14 protein-coding genes are annotated in these 17,195 nt (G+C 68.5%); 5 read left to right on the forward strand and 9 right to left on the reverse strand.

Annotated features, from left to right (window positions below):
• Nucleotides 1-13 precede the first annotated feature (13 nt).
• On the reverse strand, nt 14-874 hold the full coding sequence (locus ACQP06_RS20305) for a HalD/BesD family halogenase (RefSeq protein ID WP_433666097.1): 861 nt from the start codon (nt 872-874) through the stop codon (nt 14-16).
• A gap of 178 nt (nt 875-1,052) precedes the next feature.
• Between ACQP06_RS20305 and ACQP06_RS20310 the strand changes: the two genes are divergently transcribed.
• Complete coding sequence (locus ACQP06_RS20310; protein WP_433666098.1) at nt 1,053-1,967, forward strand: toprim domain-containing protein; 915 nt, start codon at nt 1,053-1,055, stop codon at nt 1,965-1,967.
• Nucleotide 1,968: 1 nt separating this feature from the next.
• Here the strand turns inward: ACQP06_RS20310 and ACQP06_RS20315 are convergent, their stop codons facing one another.
• Nucleotides 1,969-2,928, reverse strand: coding sequence for a helix-turn-helix transcriptional regulator (locus tag ACQP06_RS20315; protein ID WP_433666099.1), 960 nt, complete (start codon nt 2,926-2,928; stop codon nt 1,969-1,971).
• Nucleotides 2,929-3,045: 117 nt separating this feature from the next.
• Here ACQP06_RS20315 and ACQP06_RS20320 point away from each other — a divergent pair, with 117 nt between their 5' ends.
• On the forward strand, nt 3,046-4,170 hold the full coding sequence (locus tag ACQP06_RS20320) for an epoxide hydrolase family protein (protein ID WP_433666100.1): 1,125 nt from the start codon (nt 3,046-3,048) through the stop codon (nt 4,168-4,170).
• Nucleotides 4,171-4,175: 5 nt separating this feature from the next.
• On the opposite strand, the gene ACQP06_RS20325 is transcribed toward ACQP06_RS20320, so the two are convergent.
• The 4 genes from ACQP06_RS20325 to metH all read right to left on the reverse strand — a co-directional run bounded on the left by ACQP06_RS20325 (nt 4,176) and on the right by metH (nt 10,714).
• Nucleotides 4,176-4,547, reverse strand: coding sequence for an MmcQ/YjbR family DNA-binding protein (locus ACQP06_RS20325; RefSeq protein WP_433666101.1), 372 nt, complete (start codon nt 4,545-4,547; stop codon nt 4,176-4,178).
• 52 nt (nt 4,548-4,599) lie between these two features.
• Nucleotides 4,600-5,289, reverse strand: a complete 690-nt coding sequence (locus tag ACQP06_RS20330) for an HAD family hydrolase (RefSeq protein WP_433666102.1) — start codon at nt 5,287-5,289, stop codon at nt 4,600-4,602.
• Nucleotides 5,290-5,389: 100 nt separating this feature from the next.
• Nucleotides 5,390-7,057: a serine/threonine-protein kinase gene (locus tag ACQP06_RS20335; protein WP_433666103.1), complete on the reverse strand. Its 1,668-nt coding sequence runs from the start codon at nt 7,055-7,057 to the stop codon at nt 5,390-5,392.
• Nucleotides 7,058-7,135: 78 nt separating this feature from the next.
• The gene (gene metH / locus ACQP06_RS20340; RefSeq protein WP_433666104.1) at nt 7,136-10,714 is read right to left on the reverse strand and encodes a methionine synthase; all 3,579 of its coding nucleotides are present in this window, start codon (nt 10,712-10,714) and stop codon (nt 7,136-7,138) included.
• 242 nt (nt 10,715-10,956) lie between these two features.
• Between metH and ACQP06_RS20345 the strand changes: the two genes are divergently transcribed.
• A complete protein-coding gene (locus ACQP06_RS20345; protein WP_357085358.1) occupies nt 10,957-11,850 on the forward strand; it encodes a PAC2 family protein in 894 nt (297 codons plus the stop codon).
• 114 nt (nt 11,851-11,964) lie between these two features.
• On the opposite strand, the gene ACQP06_RS20350 is transcribed toward ACQP06_RS20345, so the two are convergent.
• Complete coding sequence (locus ACQP06_RS20350; protein ID WP_357284077.1) at nt 11,965-12,270, reverse strand: hypothetical protein; 306 nt, start codon at nt 12,268-12,270, stop codon at nt 11,965-11,967.
• A gap of 192 nt (nt 12,271-12,462) precedes the next feature.
• Between ACQP06_RS20350 and ACQP06_RS20355 the strand changes: the two genes are divergently transcribed.
• Nucleotides 12,463-13,653: an XRE family transcriptional regulator gene (locus ACQP06_RS20355; protein ID WP_433666105.1), complete on the forward strand. Its 1,191-nt coding sequence runs from the start codon at nt 12,463-12,465 to the stop codon at nt 13,651-13,653.
• A gap of 59 nt (nt 13,654-13,712) precedes the next feature.
• Nucleotides 13,713-14,513: a DUF2127 domain-containing protein gene (locus ACQP06_RS20360; RefSeq protein ID WP_433666106.1), complete on the forward strand. Its 801-nt coding sequence runs from the start codon at nt 13,713-13,715 to the stop codon at nt 14,511-14,513.
• 188 nt (nt 14,514-14,701) lie between these two features.
• Here ACQP06_RS20360 and ACQP06_RS20365 read toward each other — a convergent pair whose 3' ends face one another.
• Both ACQP06_RS20365 and ACQP06_RS20370 read right to left on the reverse strand, forming a co-directional pair.
• Entirely contained in the window at nt 14,702-14,947 is a 246-nt protein-coding gene (locus tag ACQP06_RS20365) for a hypothetical protein (RefSeq protein ID WP_433666107.1), read from the reverse strand.
• 55 nt (nt 14,948-15,002) lie between these two features.
• The gene (locus ACQP06_RS20370) at nt 15,003-17,075 is read right to left on the reverse strand and encodes an alkyl/aryl-sulfatase (protein WP_433666108.1); all 2,073 of its coding nucleotides are present in this window, start codon (nt 17,073-17,075) and stop codon (nt 15,003-15,005) included.
• Nucleotides 17,076-17,195 lie beyond the last annotated feature (120 nt).

The raw sequence follows: 17,195 nt of genomic DNA on the forward strand, positions 1-17,195 counted from the left end.
CGCTGGTCCCCTCTCAGTCGAGCAATCGGTCGCCGCGGATCTCGCCGACCGCCAGATGATCCGGCGTCACCCGCCCGAACAGCTGCCGGGTCCGTTCGGCGGTGCCGATCAGTCCCGGACTGTCGCTGTAGGCGAAGATCGCCGAATGCCGTTGCACCGCACCGTGTACCGGTGCGACCCGGTGCAACGAGAACCTTCCCTGGAACAACTGCAGGTCGCCGGGCCGCAGGGCCAGCCGGCGGATGAACCGTTCCCCGTCGCCGGTGAGCACGGCGCGCACGTCGGCGAAGTTCTCCGCCTCCCGCGACCGGATGCCCGGGCAGTACTCGAACACCCCACCGTCTTCCGGCTCCTGGGTGAGCATGCTGACGGTGAATTCGTTGGTGTCGAAGTGCCACGGATGCGACTGGCCCGGCGCGACCACATTGAGGCACAGTCCCGCCAGCGGATCGCTGTACTCGTGTAGTTCGGCCAGCCCGAAGCAGTCGGCCACGAACCGCTGGAACCGGGTGTCGACGTAGAGCCGATGGATCAGCGCCTCACGTGGAATGAGATCCCGTGCGACGAAAGCGTTTCCACGCTGCAGCACGATCCGCCCCGGATGATCGGTGGGCAGCCCCGCGTCGAAGGGAATGTTGTACGCGTTGACGTTCTCGACGGTGTAGTGCGCCCGCGGAGCCAGCTCCTCCCCCTCGCTCCGCAGCGTCTCCACCAGCTCGGGCCGGATGAACCCGCGCAGGACGCAACATCCCCCCGCCGCCAGCTCGGCCCGCGCCCCCTCCACCGCCCGCAGCCACCCGTCACTCCCCGGCGAATCCAGTGGATACCGCCCGACATCCACCCCCGGTACGCTCCCCTGCCCAACCGCAACCATGGGCCCATTCTTACGAACCGACCGCCCGACACGCCCGAAAAGCTCCCCGATTGTGAATTGCCACTTTTCCTGCGCCCCACCAGTTTTGATGTGGTATTGGCACCGCAGGGCAACGTGTCGCACACCGTTTGACAACCGCGTTCAGAGGGGTACACCGGTTAGCGAGAGGACCGGTCGCATGGGCAGTCACGGATCGTGGGAGACCGTCAACCGGGCACTGAATCGGGTGTCCGGGCCGGGGAGGCGCGGGACCGAGTGGACGACCTATCTGTGCCCGGTGCACGAGGCGGACGGGCGTCGGCATCGGGCCTCGCTGGGGGTGGTCTACAACCTGTCGAGGCAACGGACGGTCGTGCGGTGCTTCGCCGGATGCTCGGATGTGGAGGTGTTGGCGCGCATCGGATTGCGGGTGCGGGATCTGTTCGACGCGCCCCCGGAGCCGAGGACGGGACAGCGGCGGAGCGCACCGGAGCCGGCCGTGGCGGATCGGGCGATTCTCGCTGCGGGGCTGGCGCTTTCGGTGCATCGGAAGGACCTCGGGCCGCCGATCGGGAGGCCGCGGCGAATGGCGGCGTACGTGTATCGGTGGCCGGACGGGAGTGCCGCCGGGTGCGTGGTGCGGGTGCGGACGTTGCATCGGCAGGGGTATGTGAAGTCGTTCTATCAGCGGCGGCTGACCGAGAACGGATGGGAATTCGGAGGTTTCGAGCGGCTGCCGTTCCATCTGCCGGAGGTGATCGAGGCGGTGGCGGAGGGGCGGGACATCTTCGTGTGCGAGGGCGAGGCGGATGTGTTGACCGCGACGCGGGCGGGGTTGACGGCCACCTGCAATGCCGGGGGTGCGAGCGGGTGGTATCGGGAGCACGCGGAGTGGCTGCGGGGCGCGCGCCGGGTGTGGGTGGTGGCGGATCGCGATGCGCCCGGGTATCGGCACGCGGCGCGCGTGGCGGAGTCGCTGGTCGATGCGGTGGCCCGGGTGCGCGTGGTGCAGGCGCGGGACGGGAAGGATCTGACCGATCACTGCAATGCGGGGCATCTGGTGTCGGAGTTGGATCCGGTTCCGGTGCTGGACGCGCATTTTCGCGGGGAGTGAGTCAGCCGGCGGTGGTGACGGCGCGCTGGTAGCGGGTGATCAGGGTGCGCAGGGCGGTGACCAGTTCTGGGGAGTCGACGATGTCGAAGTCGGCGTCCAGCAGGCCCAGGTAGAGGGCGAGCATCTCGGGGTGGTCGGAGCCGGGCTCGAAGGCGCAGCGCCGCTCGTCGAGTTCCTCGATGTCGATAGGGATCGGGATGCGGGCGCGGACGTGGGCGGCGGGCGCGTGCACGATGACACGGGCACGGAAATGCCAGGTGGCGGAGCCGATTCCGCGTTCGACGAAGGCGGCGATCTCCGGATCGGGCGGCAGCGGGCGCGGGGTGAAGCGGGGGCCCGCGGGGGTGCGGGGGTCCATGCGATCGACACGGAAGGTGCGCCAGTCGTCGCGGTCGAGGTCCCAGGCCAGCAGGTACCAGCGCTGGCGGTGGTTGACCAGGCGGTAGGGCTCGACCGAACGGCGGGAGGCAGCGCCGCCGTGGGTGCGGTAGTCGAAGCGGAGGCGTTCGTGGTCGCGGCAGGCGGCGGCGATCGTGGTGAGCGCGTCGGGGCTCACGCGCGGACCGCGCAGCGGGACGGGCAGGGCGTGCTGGAAGGCGCTCACGCGGTGACGCAGTCGCGACGGGAGGATCTGCTGGAGTTTGGTCAGCGCCCGCAGTGAGATCTCCTCGATACCGAGGATGGAACCGCTTGCCGCGGTGCGTAATCCGATCGCCACGGCGACGGCCTCGTCATCGTCGAGCAGCAGCGGCGGCAGCGCCCCGTCGTGCCCGAGGCGGTAGCCGCCGTCCACGCCGGGCCGCGCCTCCACCGGATACCCGAGTTCGCGCAACCGGTCCATGTCCTTGCGGATGGTGCGCGCGGTGACCTCGAGGCGGGCGGCGAGTTCGGACCCGGTCCAGTCCCGGCGGGATTGCAGCAGCGAGAGCAGTCGCAGCAGGCGGGCGGAGGTTTCCAACATGCGCCGATCCTATCCGCCTATTGCGGAACGAACCGTTCCTCAATTGCTCCTACCGTGGGTGCCAAGCGCAAGATGAAGAGCCTCGGAAGAGATCTTCCCAGTGATCGGAACACCTTTATGAGCACCGAGATTCGCCCCTTCCACCTCGATGTCCCCCAGTCCGAGATCGACTATCTGCACGATCGTCTGGATCGCGCCCGCTGGGCCGCCCAGCTGCCCGGCACCGGCGGGGAGCGCGGCATCCCCGAGGCCCGGCTGCGTGAGCTCGCCCGGTACTGGCGCACCGAATTCGATTGGCGGGCACAGGAAGCGAAGCTCAACGCCTTCCCCCAGTTCACCACCGAGATCGACGGCCGGAACATCCACTTCCTGCACGTCCGCTCGCCGCGCCCGGACGCCCGTCCACTGCTGATCACCCACGGATTCCCGAGCTCGGTCGCCGAATTCCTGAGCCTGATCGGCCTGCTCACCGATCCGGCCGAGGGCCCGGCCTTCCACGTGATCGCCCCCTCGCTGCCCGGATACGCCCTGTCCACTCCGCTGTCGGGAACCGGCTGGACCATGGCGCGCACCGCCCGCGCGTGGATCGAGCTGATGGCCCGCCTGGGTTACGACCGCTACGGGGTGCACGGCGGCGATGTGGGCAGCGGGGTGTCGGGTCTGGTCGCGGCGCTGGACGGCGAGCATGTGACCGGCGTGCACGTGGTCACCGATCCGCTCACCGCTGCGAATGTCGCCACCTTCCTGCCGGGCATGGCGGAGGGCCTGGACCCGAACGATCCGGTGGACAAGGTGGTCCTGGATCGGATGGACGCCTTCCGCCGGGAGGGCTCGGGCTATCTGGCGATCCAGAACTCCCGCCCGCAGACCATCGGGTACGGCCTGGTGGATTCGCCGCTGCTGCAATTGGCTTGGATCGCCGAGAAGTTCGAGGCGTGGACCGATCTGCCGATCGACCGCGATCAGCTGCTGACCACGATCAGCCTGTACTGGTTCACCGGTTCGGGCGTCTCGGCCGCGCACACGCTCTACGAGCAGGCGCATTCCTCGGAGTGGGGTGCGCCGCCCGCGGTGCCGCAGGGCTTCGCCATCTTCGGCGCGGATGAGACCGTGCGCCGGGTCGTCCCGGCCCCGGCCGATGCCCACTGGTCGGAATTCGAACGCGGCCTGCACTTCCCGGCCATGGAGGACCCGGCCGGCCTGGCCACCGATCTCCAGGCCTTCTTCGGCCCCTTGCGCTGAGCCGCTCAGGTGGCGGCGATGCGCCGATCCAGTTCCGCGATCAGGCGTTTCGTCGCCACCGTCCGGTAGGCGTCCTCGACGATCTCGGTGATTTCGTCCCAGTCCACGTCGACGTCCAGATACACCCCGAGCCATCCGCGATGGCCCACGTACGGCGGCCGGTAGAACCGTCCGGGCTCGGCCGCCACCAGTTCCGCCTGCACCCCGGCCGGTGCGGCGCACCAGAATCCGACCCGTTCGTCGTGGTGGTGGTCGGCGAACATGACGAACATCTTCTTCCCGCCCGCGAACCACGCGGGTTCGCCGTGGCTGACGCGTTCGCCCACCTCGGGCAGCCCGGCGCACACGCCGCGCAGCGATTCCAGCACCCTGTCCATATCCGCAGGGTAGGCGACCCGGCCCGGCCCGCCTTGGACGAATGGGAACGGGTCAGGAATTCGCGCGCACGAGGTCCTTCAGGTGCGCGAGCTCGAGCCCGACCAGGCTGTCGCGGAAGGTGCGGCCGGGCGCGTCCGGGACCGGGACCTCGCACGGCACCACCAGCAGCGCGCAGCCGGCTTCCTGCGCGGCGATCGATCCGGTCGGCGAATCCTCGATGGCCACGGTGAATTCCGGTGTGACACCGAGCAGCCGCGCGGCCCGCAGGTACACGTCCGGCGCGGGTTTGCCGTGCGGCACCTCGTCGGCGCACACGGTGGCCCCGAAGTATTCACGACCTATGGTGTCGAGCCCGTACTCCGCCAGCGACCGCTTGGTATTGGTCACCAGGGCCATCGGCACCCCGGCCGCCCGCAGCAGATCGAGGGCTTCCCGCGCGCCCGGCCGCCACGGCACCGGCCCCTGGAACAGCTCGGTCACCCGCGCTTCCATCCACTCCGAGGCCCGTTCGACCGCTTCGGGGGTGTGCTCGATGCCGAGCCCCTCGAACAAGATGCGGTACGCGTTCGGGCCGGACGCCCCGATCAGCGCGTGCCGCACCGCGTCGGTCAGCTCGCGCCCGTACTCCCCCGCCAGCTCCCGCAGTGCCATGTCCCAGAGCTTCTCCGAGTCCAGCAGCGTTCCGTCCATATCCCACAACACCGCGTCCAACCGCGCCACCGACCCGAGCTCCTTCCGCACACCCTCATCCAGGAGCGACCGCAGAACGCGGCGCACCGGCCCCGCCGCGCGCGGAGCCGGTCCAGCCTATCGGGGCGCGATCACCGGCCCCGGGCCCGCGCTACAGGCCCGACGCCGCGATCGTCAGATGCCCGCCCGAGGAGTCGGTCTGGATCCAGCGATTCTCGGAGGACACCTGCCCCGACTTCGACACATAGGTGAGCGCGACCACCGCGCGATTGTCGCCCTGCGGCGTCACCGCGCCCACGCTCACCGAGCGAATGCCGCCCCAGAACTGCGCGTAGCTGTTGTAGCCGCCGGTCGACGCCTGATAGCCGGGCGACAGCATCGCCCACGCGCCGCTGACATTGCCGGGCAGCATGCCGTAGTAGCCCTGGATGAACGAGGCGACCGAGGCGGCGGACGGCGGACCGGCCGGCGTCGTGGTGGCCGGGGTCGTCGTCGGATGCGCCGAGGAACTCGGGGCCGCCGACGAGGACGGGGCGGGCGTGGTGCCCGGGGCCTGGGTGGCCGCGCCCGCGCCGCTGTTGCGGGTGGGCTGCTGCCCGCCGTCGGCCGGGCCCAGGTTCTCCGGCGAGGTGGCCGGGATCGACGCCGGGGCCGAACCGCCCTGGTCCGCCTGCGGCGTGCCGCCGCCGCCACCGTTGTTGACCGCCAGGGCGATCACGACGGCCAGCACGATCGCGCCGACGACGCCGACCGCGACCAGCACCAACTGGCGCGGATTGCGTTCCCCGCCACCGGTTCGCACACCCGAGCCGATTCCCGGCGGCGGCACGGTGCCACGCCCGCCGGTCGACATGTCGACGTGCATGGTGGGGTCGGCCGCATTGCTCGGCGCACCCGTCCGCGAGCCCGGCAGCACGGTCGTGGCCGCCGAAGCGTCCACGGCGGCAACGGCATTCACCGACGGCAGCACCTTGGTCGGCTGGACCGGCACGGCCGGAGCCCGCCCGTCGGCGACCGCGTGCAGCCGTTCGGCGGCCTGTTCCATGGTGGGCCGGTCGGCCCCGTCGGCGGCGAGCAGATCCATCAGCACCGGCGCGAGGGTCGCGGCGTGCGCGGGCCGCGGCACCTGCGCCCGCGCCACCGAATGCAGTACCGCGAGGGGGTTGTCGCCCTCGCCGAAGGGCGGCTTGCCTTCCACGGCCGCGTACAGCGTCGAGCCCAGGGCGAAGACGTCGGAGGTCGGTTCCGGGTTCTCCCCGCGCGCCACCTCGGGCGAGAGGTAGGCGGGAGTGCCCGCCAGGAACCCCGTCGAGGTGACGGTCACGTCGCCGGTGGCCCGGGAGATGCCGAAGTCGGTGATCTTCACCGTCCCGTCGTCGGCGACAAGGATATTGGCGGGCTTCACATCGCGGTGCACGATGCCGGCCTTGTGGGCCGCGGCCAGCGCCTCGGCGACCTTGGCCCCGATCCGCGCGACCTCGACCGGCGGCAGCTGCCCCTTCTCCCGCATGCGCGCGGCCAGGCTGGCCGCGTTCACGTACTCCATGACCAGCCAGGGCTGGCCGTCCTCCTCGGCCACGTCGAACACGGTGACGGCGTTGGGGTGGTGCAGGCGCGCGGCGATGCGCCCCTCACGCATCGCCCGCATCCTGGCCTCGACGGCCTGCGACCGGGTCAGGCCCGGCGTCAGCAGCAGCTGCTTGACCGCGACGGTGCGTCGCAGCCGAACGTCGGTCGCGCGCCACACGACCCCCATCGCACCGGTGCCGATCGGATCCGTTAGTCGGTACCGCCCCGCAATCAGCCGGTCTGAGCTCATGTGGTTGTACCCCTCCTGCTGGCTGTCGCGCCGGGCGCCCTGCCACCCTGCGCGAAAGCCCGAAACCTGGTGAAGATATTAAGCGTTGAAGTACTTGGCTTCCGGATGCAGCAGCACGAACGCGTCGGTCGACTGCTCCGGATGCAGCTGCAGCTCCTCGGAGAGAATCACGCCGATTCGGTTGGCGTCCAACAACTCCACGAGCTTGGCCCGATCCTCCAGTTCCGGGCAGGCCCCGTAACCGAACGAGTACCGTGCGCCACGGTAGCCGAGTTTGAAGTAGTCGAGCACATCGGCGGGGTCCTCGTCCGCGACAGAATGTCCGTCCAGAGTCAGTTCTTCCCGGATGCGGCGGTGCCAAAACTCCGCGAGCGCCTCGGTGAGCTGCACGCCGATGCCGTGCACCTCGAGGTAGTCGCGGTAGTTGTCCTCCTTGAACAGGACATTGGCGAAGTCCGCGATGGGCTGGCCCATGGTGACCAGCTGGAACGGCATCACATCGACCTGGCCGGTCTCCAGCGCGCGCTCACGCGAGCGGATGAAGTCGGCGATGCAGAGGAACCGGTCGCGTTGCTGCCGCGGGAATGTGAACCGGAAGCGTTCCGGCGCATCGGGTTTCGGCTCGGTGAGAACAATCACATCGTCGCCCTCGGACACCGCCGGGAAGTACCCGTACACCACCGCGGCGTGCTGCAGCACACCCTCGGCGATCAGCCGGTCCAGCCAATACCGCAGGCGCGGACGGCCTTCGGTCTCCACCAGGTCCTCGTAGGACTGGCCCTCGACGCCGCGCTGCCCGCGCAGGCCCCACTGCCCCAGGAACAGCGCCCGCTCGTCGAGCAGGCCGGAGTACTCGCTCAGCGACAGACCCTTGATGATGCGCGAGCCCCAGAACGGCGGCGTCGGCACCGGCAGGTCCGCGGCCACATCGGAGCGCTCGGGCACCACGACCGGCGCCTCGGCGGCCTTGCGTTCGGCGGCGATGCGCTTGGAACGCTCGTGCCGCGCCTTGCGTTCGGCGGCCTTCTCCCGTTCGGCGATGGCCTCGGGCGAGTTCGGATCCAGACCGCCGCCCCGCTTGCGAGTCATGATCTCGTCCATCAGGTGCAGGCCCTCGAAGGCGTCACGCGCGTAGTGCACGTCGCCGGCGTAGACCTCGGTGAGATCGTTCTCCACGTACGCGCGGGTCAGCGCCGCACCACCGAGGAGCACCGGGAACTGCTCGGCGACACCGCGCGAGTTGAGCTCCTCGAGGTTCTCCTTCATCACCACGGTGGACTTCACCAGCAGCCCGGACATGCCGATCACATCGGCCTTCTTGTCCACGGCGGCGTCGAGGATGGTCGAGATCGGCTGCTTGATGCCGAGATTGACGACCTCGTAGCCATTGTTGGACAGGATGATGTCGACCAGGTTCTTGCCGATGTCGTGCACGTCGCCCTTGACGGTGGCGAGCACGATGCGGCCCTTGCCGGAGTCGTCGGTGGCCTCCATGTGCGGTTCCAGGTAGGCGACCGCGGTCTTCATGGTCTCGGCGGACTGCAGCACGAAGGGCAGCTGCATCTGACCCGAACCGAACAGCTCACCGACGGTCTTCATGCCCGACAGCAGCGTCTCGTTGATGATCTGCAGCGGCGGCACCTGCGCCATCGCCTCGTCGAGATCGGCTTCCATCCCGGCCTTCTCGCCGTCGACGATGCGCCGCGCGAGCCGCTCGAACAGCGGCAGCGCCGCCAGCTCCTCGGCCCGGGAAGCCTTGGAGGAGGCGGTCGAGACACCTTCGAACAGCGCCATCAGCTTCTGCAGCGGGTCGTAGTCCTCGGTGCGGCGGTCGTAGACCAGATCGAGCGCGACCTGCCGCTGCTCCTCGGGAATCCGCGCCATCGGCAGGATCTTGGAGGCGTGCACGATCGCCGAATCCAGACCGGCCTGGACGCACTCGTGCATGAACACCGAGTTCAGCACCTGCCGCGCGGCCGGGTTCAGGCCGAAGGAGATGTTCGAAAGACCCAGCGTGGTCTGCACATCCGGGTGCCGCTTCTTGAGTTCGCGAATGGCTTCGATGGTTTCGATGCCGTCGCGGCGCGACTCCTCCTGACCGGTGCCCAGGGTGAAGGTCAGCGTGTCGATGATGATGTCGGACGCTTCGAGGCCCCAGTTGTGGGTGATGTCCTCGATCAGCCGCTCGGCGATGGCCACCTTGTGCTCGGCGGTGCGGGCCTGGCCCTCTTCGTCGATGGTCAGCGCGACCACGGCCGCACCGTGCTCGGCGACCAGCGCCATGGTCTGCTGGAACCGCGAATCCGGTCCCGCGCCGTCCTCGTAGTTGACCGAGTTGATGGCGCAGCGGCCACCCAGATGCTCCAAACCGGCCTTCAGCACCGGGGTTTCGGTGGAGTCCAGCATGATCGGCAGCGTCGAGGAGGTCGCCAGCCGGGAGGCCAGCTCGGTCATGTCTGCGGCGCCGTCACGGCCCACGTAGTCCACGCACAGGTCGAGCATGTGCGCGCCGTCGCGAGTCTGGTCCTTGGCGATGTCGAGGCACTTCTGCCAGTCGCCGGCCAGCATGGCGTCACGGAAAGCCTTGGAGCCGTTGGCATTGGTGCGCTCACCGATCATCAGAATCGAGGCGTCCTGCTCGAACGGGACCGCGGAGTAGATCGAGGACACGCTCGGCTCGTGGACCGGGTTCCGCTTGGCCTGCTCGACCTCGCGGACCGCCTCGGCCATCTGCCGGATGTGCTCGGGCGTGGTGCCACAGCAGCCGCCGACCAGCGACAGTCCGAACTCGGACACGAACTGGGTCATCGAGACGGCCAGATCCTCGGCGCTCAGCGGGTACTCCGCGCCCTTGGCGCCCAGCACCGGCAGACCGGCGTTCGGCATCACCGACACCGGCAGCTGCGCGTGCTTGGACAGATGGCGCAGGTGCTCGCTCATCTCGTCCGGACCGGTGGCGCAGTTCAGCCCGATCATGTCGATGCCGAGCTTCTCGAGCGCGGTCAGCGCCGCCCCGATCTCGGAACCGACCAGCATGGTGCCGGTGGTCTCCATCGTCACGTGCGTGATGATCGGAATCCGGCGACCGGCCTTCAGCATGGCGTTGTGGCTACCGGTGACCGCGGCCTTGACCTGCAGCAAGTCCTGGCAGGTCTCGATGAGAATGGCGTCGGCGCCGCCGTCGAGCATGCCGAGCGCGGCCTCGGTGTAGGCGTCACGCAGCGAGACGTAAGGCGCGTGACCCAGTGTGGGCAGCTTGGTGCCGGGGCCCATGGAGCCCAGCACGTAGCGCGGGGTGCCGTCGCCGGAGGGGCCCATCTCGTCGGCGACCTCGCGGGCCAGGCGGGTGCCGCGCTCGGACAGATCGCGGATCCGGTCGGCGATGTCGTAGTCGGCGAGGTTGGGCAGATTGCAGCCGAAGGTGTTCGTCTCGACGGCGTCGGCACCGGCCTCGAAGTAGGCGCGGTGGATGTGTCGCAGCACGTCGGGGCGGGTTTCGTTGAGAATTTCGTTGCAACCCTCGAGGCCGCGGAAATCGTCGAGGGTGAGATCCGCGGCCTGTAGCATCGTGCCCATCGCACCGTCCCCGATAACGACACGCCGTCTGAGCGTGTCCAAGAAGGTGGTGTCGAATTCGGCGCGGCTGCGTACAGACATGTACTCAAGAGTAGTGGGAAGCAGCGACAAGCTGAATTTGACTGCCTCCGCTCCGCTCCGGCGGGTTCGCGGCCCTGGAGGTCTCGTTCTTCCCTCCCTCCGCTCCTCCGCTTCGCTCCCCCGCCCCACTCAGTCCAGAACGAGACGGGCCGCGAACCACCGGGCGATCAGGAGGGACAGCGGCCATTGTGCGATTGCGCGTCGCATGCACACCGGGTCTGCGTACACCGTAGGCTGACCGGGTGAACGCCAGTGAATCCCCGGTGCCACCCGAATCGGACCTGCCCACGCTGCGGGATCCGGTGCTCGTGGCCGCCTTCGAAGGCTGGAACGATGCCGCCGACGCCGCCAGTGGCGCGGTCGAACATCTGGAACTGATCTGGGACTCCCAGCCGCTGGCCGAGCTCGATTCCGAGGACTACTACGACTATCAGGTCAACCGCCCGACCGTGCGCCAGGTCGACGGTGTGACGCGCGAGATCGTCTGGCCCTCGGCCATGCTCTCGGTCTGCTCTCCCCCCGGCAGTGACCGGGACGTGGTGCTGCTGCGCGGGGTGGAACCGAATATGCGGTGGCGCAGCTTCTGCAATGACATTCTCGAGTTCGTGGAACAGCTCGGGGTGTCCACGGTGGTGATCCTCGGCGCATTACTGGCCGATACCCCGCACACGCGGCCGGTTCCGGTCACGGGGACCGCCTATAACAAGGAAGCCGCGGAGCGCTTCAACCTCGAGCAGACCCGCTATGAGGGACCGACCGGTATCACCGGGGTGCTGCAGGACGCCTGCGTGCGTGCGGGTGTGCCGGCCATCTCCTTCTGGGCCGCGGTGCCGCACTATGTGTCGCAGCCGCCCAACCCGAAGGCGATCATCGCGCTGCTGCACCGGGTCGAGGACGTGCTCGATGTGGAGGTGCCACTGGGCGCGCTGCCCGAGCAGTCCGAGGAGTGGGAGGTCGCGGTCAACGAGATGACCGCGGGCGACGAGGAGATCGCGGAGTACGTGCGCTCGCTCGAGGAGCGCGGCGACGCCGAGGTCGACATCAACGACGCGATGGCCAAGATCGACGGCGACGCGATCGCCGCCGAGTTCGAGAAGTACCTGCGCCGTCGTGGTCGGGGTGGCTTCGGCCTCTGACCCCTTCATCCCACTATGTCCGCTTCAGGGTGAATGTCCCGAAGTAGCTCGAAAATCATTGCCGCACCCGCGTTCTCGACGCGGGTGCGGCCGCGTTTCGGGCGGTGTGCCGAGCTAGTGCTCGACGGTCCAGACCTGAGCGGAAGCCTCGTGGGCCAGTTTCGCGATCAATAGGTCACGCGGAATGGTCTGCCCCGCAAGGTGTTCGAGCGACGGCACCACCACGTGGTGCGCGTCGGCCCGCTTGAGTTCGGCGGTCAGCTCCGCGAACGCGGTGCCATCGCCGGCGGTCGATTCATGGAAGGTCGCGGCGAAGCAGAGGCCCGCGGACTGAGCGAGCCCGCACATGGCGTTCTCCAGCTCGTCGCTGCGGCCGTCGGCCAAATCGTCACGCACGTACCCATAGATCAACGCTTCCACCCGAACCTCCGTTGGATTGGGGATCGCTGTCCTGATGTGTGCCCTGGTAAACAGTTTGGCGTTTTTGCGAATGCAATTGCAGATGTCAACCCACTGACATCCAGATGCCCTATCCGGGTCCATCCGCCGTTAACTGGTGAGATACTACAACTCGTGTCCGCCGGTGACGATCGACCTGTCTGGGCTGTCCGAATGCGTGCCGAACGTGATGCTCGGGGGTGGTCACAAGCCGACGCGGTGCGCGCGATGCGCGCCAAGTCGAGCCACAACCTCCCCACCGACAGCACACTGTTACGTAACTGGCGGCGTTGGGAATCCGGGGAATCGCGGCCCGACGATTTCTACGCCCCGATCATCGCCGCCTCTTTCGACACTGTGACGGCGGCGTTCTTCCCCAAGACTCGGCCCAATCGGGACGACGAGATGCTCTCGGCAACCGGACTGGACACCCTGGAATTCATTGGGCGGCTACGAATGTCCGATGTGTCGGCTTCCACACTGGACGCCATCCGCATCACCGCCGACCGGCTCTGCTCGGACTACCCGTGCGCCGATCCGCACGAACTGCACGCCGAGGGCACCGCCTGGCTGCGCCGCATCACCTCGCTGCTGGACGGCAGACTCACACTGGCCCAACACCGCGAGGTGCTGGTGCTGGCCGGATGGGTCGCCCTGCTGGTCGGCTGTGTCGACTACGACCTGGGCTGGCGCACCGCCGCCGAGGCCACCCGCCGCGCCGCGCTGTCGCTGGGCCAGGAGGCCGACCACGCCGAGATCATCGGCTGGGGAGCGGAAATGGCCGCCTGGTTCGCCCTCACCCAGGCCAACTACAAGGGCGCCATCGACGCGGCCGAGGCCGCGTACGCCACCACCGGCCACCTGGGCGTGGGTGTCCAGCTGGCCGCCCAGCGCGCCAAGGCCTGGGCCCGCCTGGGTGACCGCCGCGAGGTGGAAAAGGCGCTCACCCAGGGCCGTTCGATCCTCGAGGCGATCGAGCACCCGGCCAATCTGGAGAACCACTTCGTGGTGGATCCGCAGAAGTTCGACTTCTACGCCATGGACTGCTGCCGGGTCGCCGGGGACGACCGGCTCGCGGAAACCCATGCCCGCCAGGTGATCGCGACCTGCACCCGCCCCGACGGCAGTATCCGCAAACCCATGCGAGTGTCCGAGGCACATCTGACCCTGGCCGTGGTCGCGGTGCGCGATCGCAATCTGGAACTCGCGGTGGACGAGGGCATGCGCGCCTTCACCGGCAAGCGGCGCTCGCTGCCCTCGCTCATGTGGATCGCGGGCGAGGCGGCGCGGGAGATGGTCGCGCGCTTCCCCGGAGATCCGCGCACCAGAACCTATCTCGACCAGCTGCGCTCGCTCGCGGGCTGACCGCGCGCCCCGGCCGTGTTCCACGGCGGCTGTCGCGGGGCCTGGGTACGCTCCAGCGCATGGACTTCAGTCTCTGGACCTGCGCTGCCCGAGGGCACGAGACCTACGCCCCGACCGAGCCCGAGCTGAAGGCACGACTCCACGTCGCCACCCCGGCGGGCGAGTCCTGGCGCTGTCTGCGCTGCGGCGATTTCGTGCCGGGCGAGCCGCGCCGCAGCGGTCCCGCCGACGACGCGCCGGAGGTGCCGCGCGGGCACCTGCTGCGCGACCGCATCATCATGCGACTGCTGGCGGCCGAGCGGGTCGGCCGCGCGCTGGTGCTGATCCTGCTCGGCGCGGGCGTGCTGAAGCTGCGCGGTTCGCGTGAGCACTGGAAGGCCAGCTGGGACAAGGACCTTCCGCTCATCCGCCAGCTGGCCGACCAGATCGGTTTCAACCCCGACCATTCCAAGATCATCCGGGGCATCGACACCGCCTTCACGCTCTCGCCGACGATTCTGATCTGGATCGCGGTCGCGCTGTTCGCCTACGCCACCATCCAGCTCGTCGAGGCCGTGGGCCTGTGGCTGGTCAAGCGCTGGGGCGAGTACTTCGCGGTGGTGGCCACCAGCCTGTTCCTGCCGCTCGAGGTGTACGAGTTGACCGAGAAGGTCACCTTCCTGCGGGTGGCCGCGCTGCTGGTGAACCTGGCCGCGGTGATCTGGCTGCTGTGGAGCAAGTCCCTGTTCGGCCTGAACGGCGGCGCGGCCAAGTACTACGCCGAGCACCACTCCGAGAGTCTGATGACCGTCGAACGCGCCGCCGTCGCAGCCGAATCCGACCCGCATGCCGCGAAGGCCGGTGCCCCACAGCGGTCCTGATCAGGCGGGCAGGTCCAGTCCCTTGGCCGGCACCGGCCAGGACTTCAGCAGTTCGTCGCGGAATACGCCTCAGGAGTGGGTGCCGTTGGCCGGCAGGTCCACCGTGGCCGGAATGCCGAGTTCGGTGAGCTTGGCGGCGAGGTTGCGGGTGCAGTAACCGGTGGCGGCCTCGATGGTGCCGTCGTAGATCAGGCGTCCAGGTGCACCGTCTTGTCCATGGCCGCCGAGTACACCTCGAGCGACAGGTTGCGGTCGTCGACGATGTCCGCGCTCACCACTTTCGACGCGTCGACGGTGGTCGCGGCGGTCAGCTGCGCCGCGGTGTCGGCGATGGCGCCACCGGCCGCATCGGGCTCCGCGCCCGCCGTCCCCGGCACGGTCGCGGCGATCGCCAGACACCCGACGACCACCGCGTTCCGCAGTCGATTCCGCACAGCCACTCCCACTCTCGTCGAGCAGTGAGCGGGACTCTGCCATATCCGCCCGCGATCAGGGCGTGACGATGTTGAAGTTGGGGTCGGGCTTGTCCATCACGTCCACGAGCTGCTTCAGCTTGGCCGGATCACCGGTGGCCTTGATCGCCCCGGAGGCGACCTCCTTCACGAAGTCCTTGCTGCGCGTCATCACCGCGATGAGTTCGAGGCGCGGCAGGGTGAAGGTGGCGTCGGCGGCCGGGCCCTTGAAGTCCGGCGGCACCACGTAGTGGATGAGCACGCCGTTGCGCAGTTCGGTGCGGTAGGTCTTGTTCTCCTCCGGGATCACCCAGTCGTTGACCAGGTGCAGGTCCCACGCCTTGGGCCCGTTGATCTGGAAGGCCGCGGCGTCGAAGACCTGGTCCACGCTCAGCGCGCTGATCATCGACGCCGAGTTGGCCTTGGTCGGGGTGCCGAAGTTGCCGTTGCGCAACTCGTAGGCGCCGGAGAGGAAGAAGTTGCGCCAGGTGCCGTTCTCGGAGCCGTAGCCGAGCTGCTCGAAGGCGCTGGCCTGCAACATCTTCGCCTTCTGATTGTCGGGCTCGGCGAAGATCAGGTAGTTGAGCACCTGGACGCACCAGCGGTAGTCGCCGTCGGAGTAGGCCTTGCGAGCCACCTTCAGCACGCCGCTCGCGCCGCCCATGGCGTCCACGTGCCGCTTGCCCGACTCGACCGGCGGGTGCTCCCACAGATGCGCGGGATTGCCGTCGAACCAGCCCATGTAGCGCTGGTACACGGCTTTCACGTCGTGGCTGACCGACCCGTAATAGCCGTGGTTGTACCACTTCTGCTCGATGGCGGGCGGCATCTGGATCTGCTCGGCGATCTCGATGCCGGTGTAGCCCTGATTGAGCATGCGCAAGGTCTGGTCGTGCAGGTAGGCGTAGGTATCGCGTTGCAGCGACAGCCATTCGGTGAGCTTGTCCGACCCCCAGGTGGGCCAGTGGTGCGAGGCGAAGGCGACATCGGAGACGCCCGCGAACATGGTGAGGGTCTCGGTCAGGTACTGCGACCACACGTGCGCGTCGCGAACCAGCGCGCCGCGCAGGGTGAGCAGGTTGTGCAGGGTGTGGGTGGCGTTCTCGGCCATGCACATGGCCCGGAAGTCCGGGAAGTAGAAGTTCATCTCCGAGGGGGCCTCGGTGCCGGGCGTGATCTGGAAGACCATGCGCACCCCGTCGATGGTCTCCTCCTGCCCGGTGCGGGTGATGTCGCGGTTGGGCGGGACCAGGCTCACGGTGCCGGTGGAGGTGGTCATGCCCAGGCCCGCGCCGACCTGGCCCTTGTCCCCGCGCGGCAGGGCCGCGCCGTACATGTAGGCCGAGCGGCGCGCCATGGCGGTGCCCGCGAAGATGTTCTCCGCGACCGCGTGTTCGACGAAGCCCTGCGGGGCGAGCACCGGAATGCGGCCCGAGGCAGCGTCTTCGGCGGTGATGACGCCCAGCGCGCCGCCGAAGTGGTCGACGTGCGAGTGGGTGTAGATCATGCCGGTGACGGGTTTGTGCCCGCGGTTGGCGAAGTACAGGTCCATGCCCGCCTTGGCGGTCTCGGTGGAGATCAGCGGGTCGATGACGATGACGCCGGTGGCGCCCTCGATGATCGTCATGTTCGACAGGTCCAGGCCGCGGATCTGGTAGATGCCCGGAACCACTTCGTAGAGGCCCTGTTTCACCACCAGCTGCGACTGCCGCCACAGCGACGGGTGCACCGAGTTGGGACAGCTGCCCTGCAGGAAACCGTAGGAATCGTTGTCCCAGACGACATTGCCCTTGGCGTCGGTGACCCGGTCGGGTTGCAGCTTGGCGATGAAACCCTTGTCGGTGTCGGCGAAATCCTGGGTGTCGGAGAACGGCAGCGAGGACTGCGCCTTCGAGTGCTGATCGGTGATGTGACCGCTGGGATCGACCGAATTCTTGGACGCTTTCTCGGCGGCGGACCCGTTGTCGCTGTCGCTGTCGCAGCCGGTCACGGCCGCGCCGACACCGACCACCGCCAGCGCCGCCGCGCCTACCCCGAATACCCCGCGTCGGGACACCGTGAATCGGCCCTGCGTGGTGTCCCCGTGGTCCGTGCGGTTGTTCTCGGTCATCGGCGCGCTCCTGTCTCCATCCGGCTGACGTGCGTGGCAAGATCGGTTAGCTGAATATTCGCCAACCTTCTGGCCCGAGCCTCAGCCTACCTCGCTATTGCAGTAACACTGCAATATCAT

This window comes from Nocardia sp. CA-136227 (genome assembly GCF_050955695.1).
Classification (GTDB): Bacteria; Actinomycetota; Actinomycetes; order Mycobacteriales; family Mycobacteriaceae; genus Nocardia.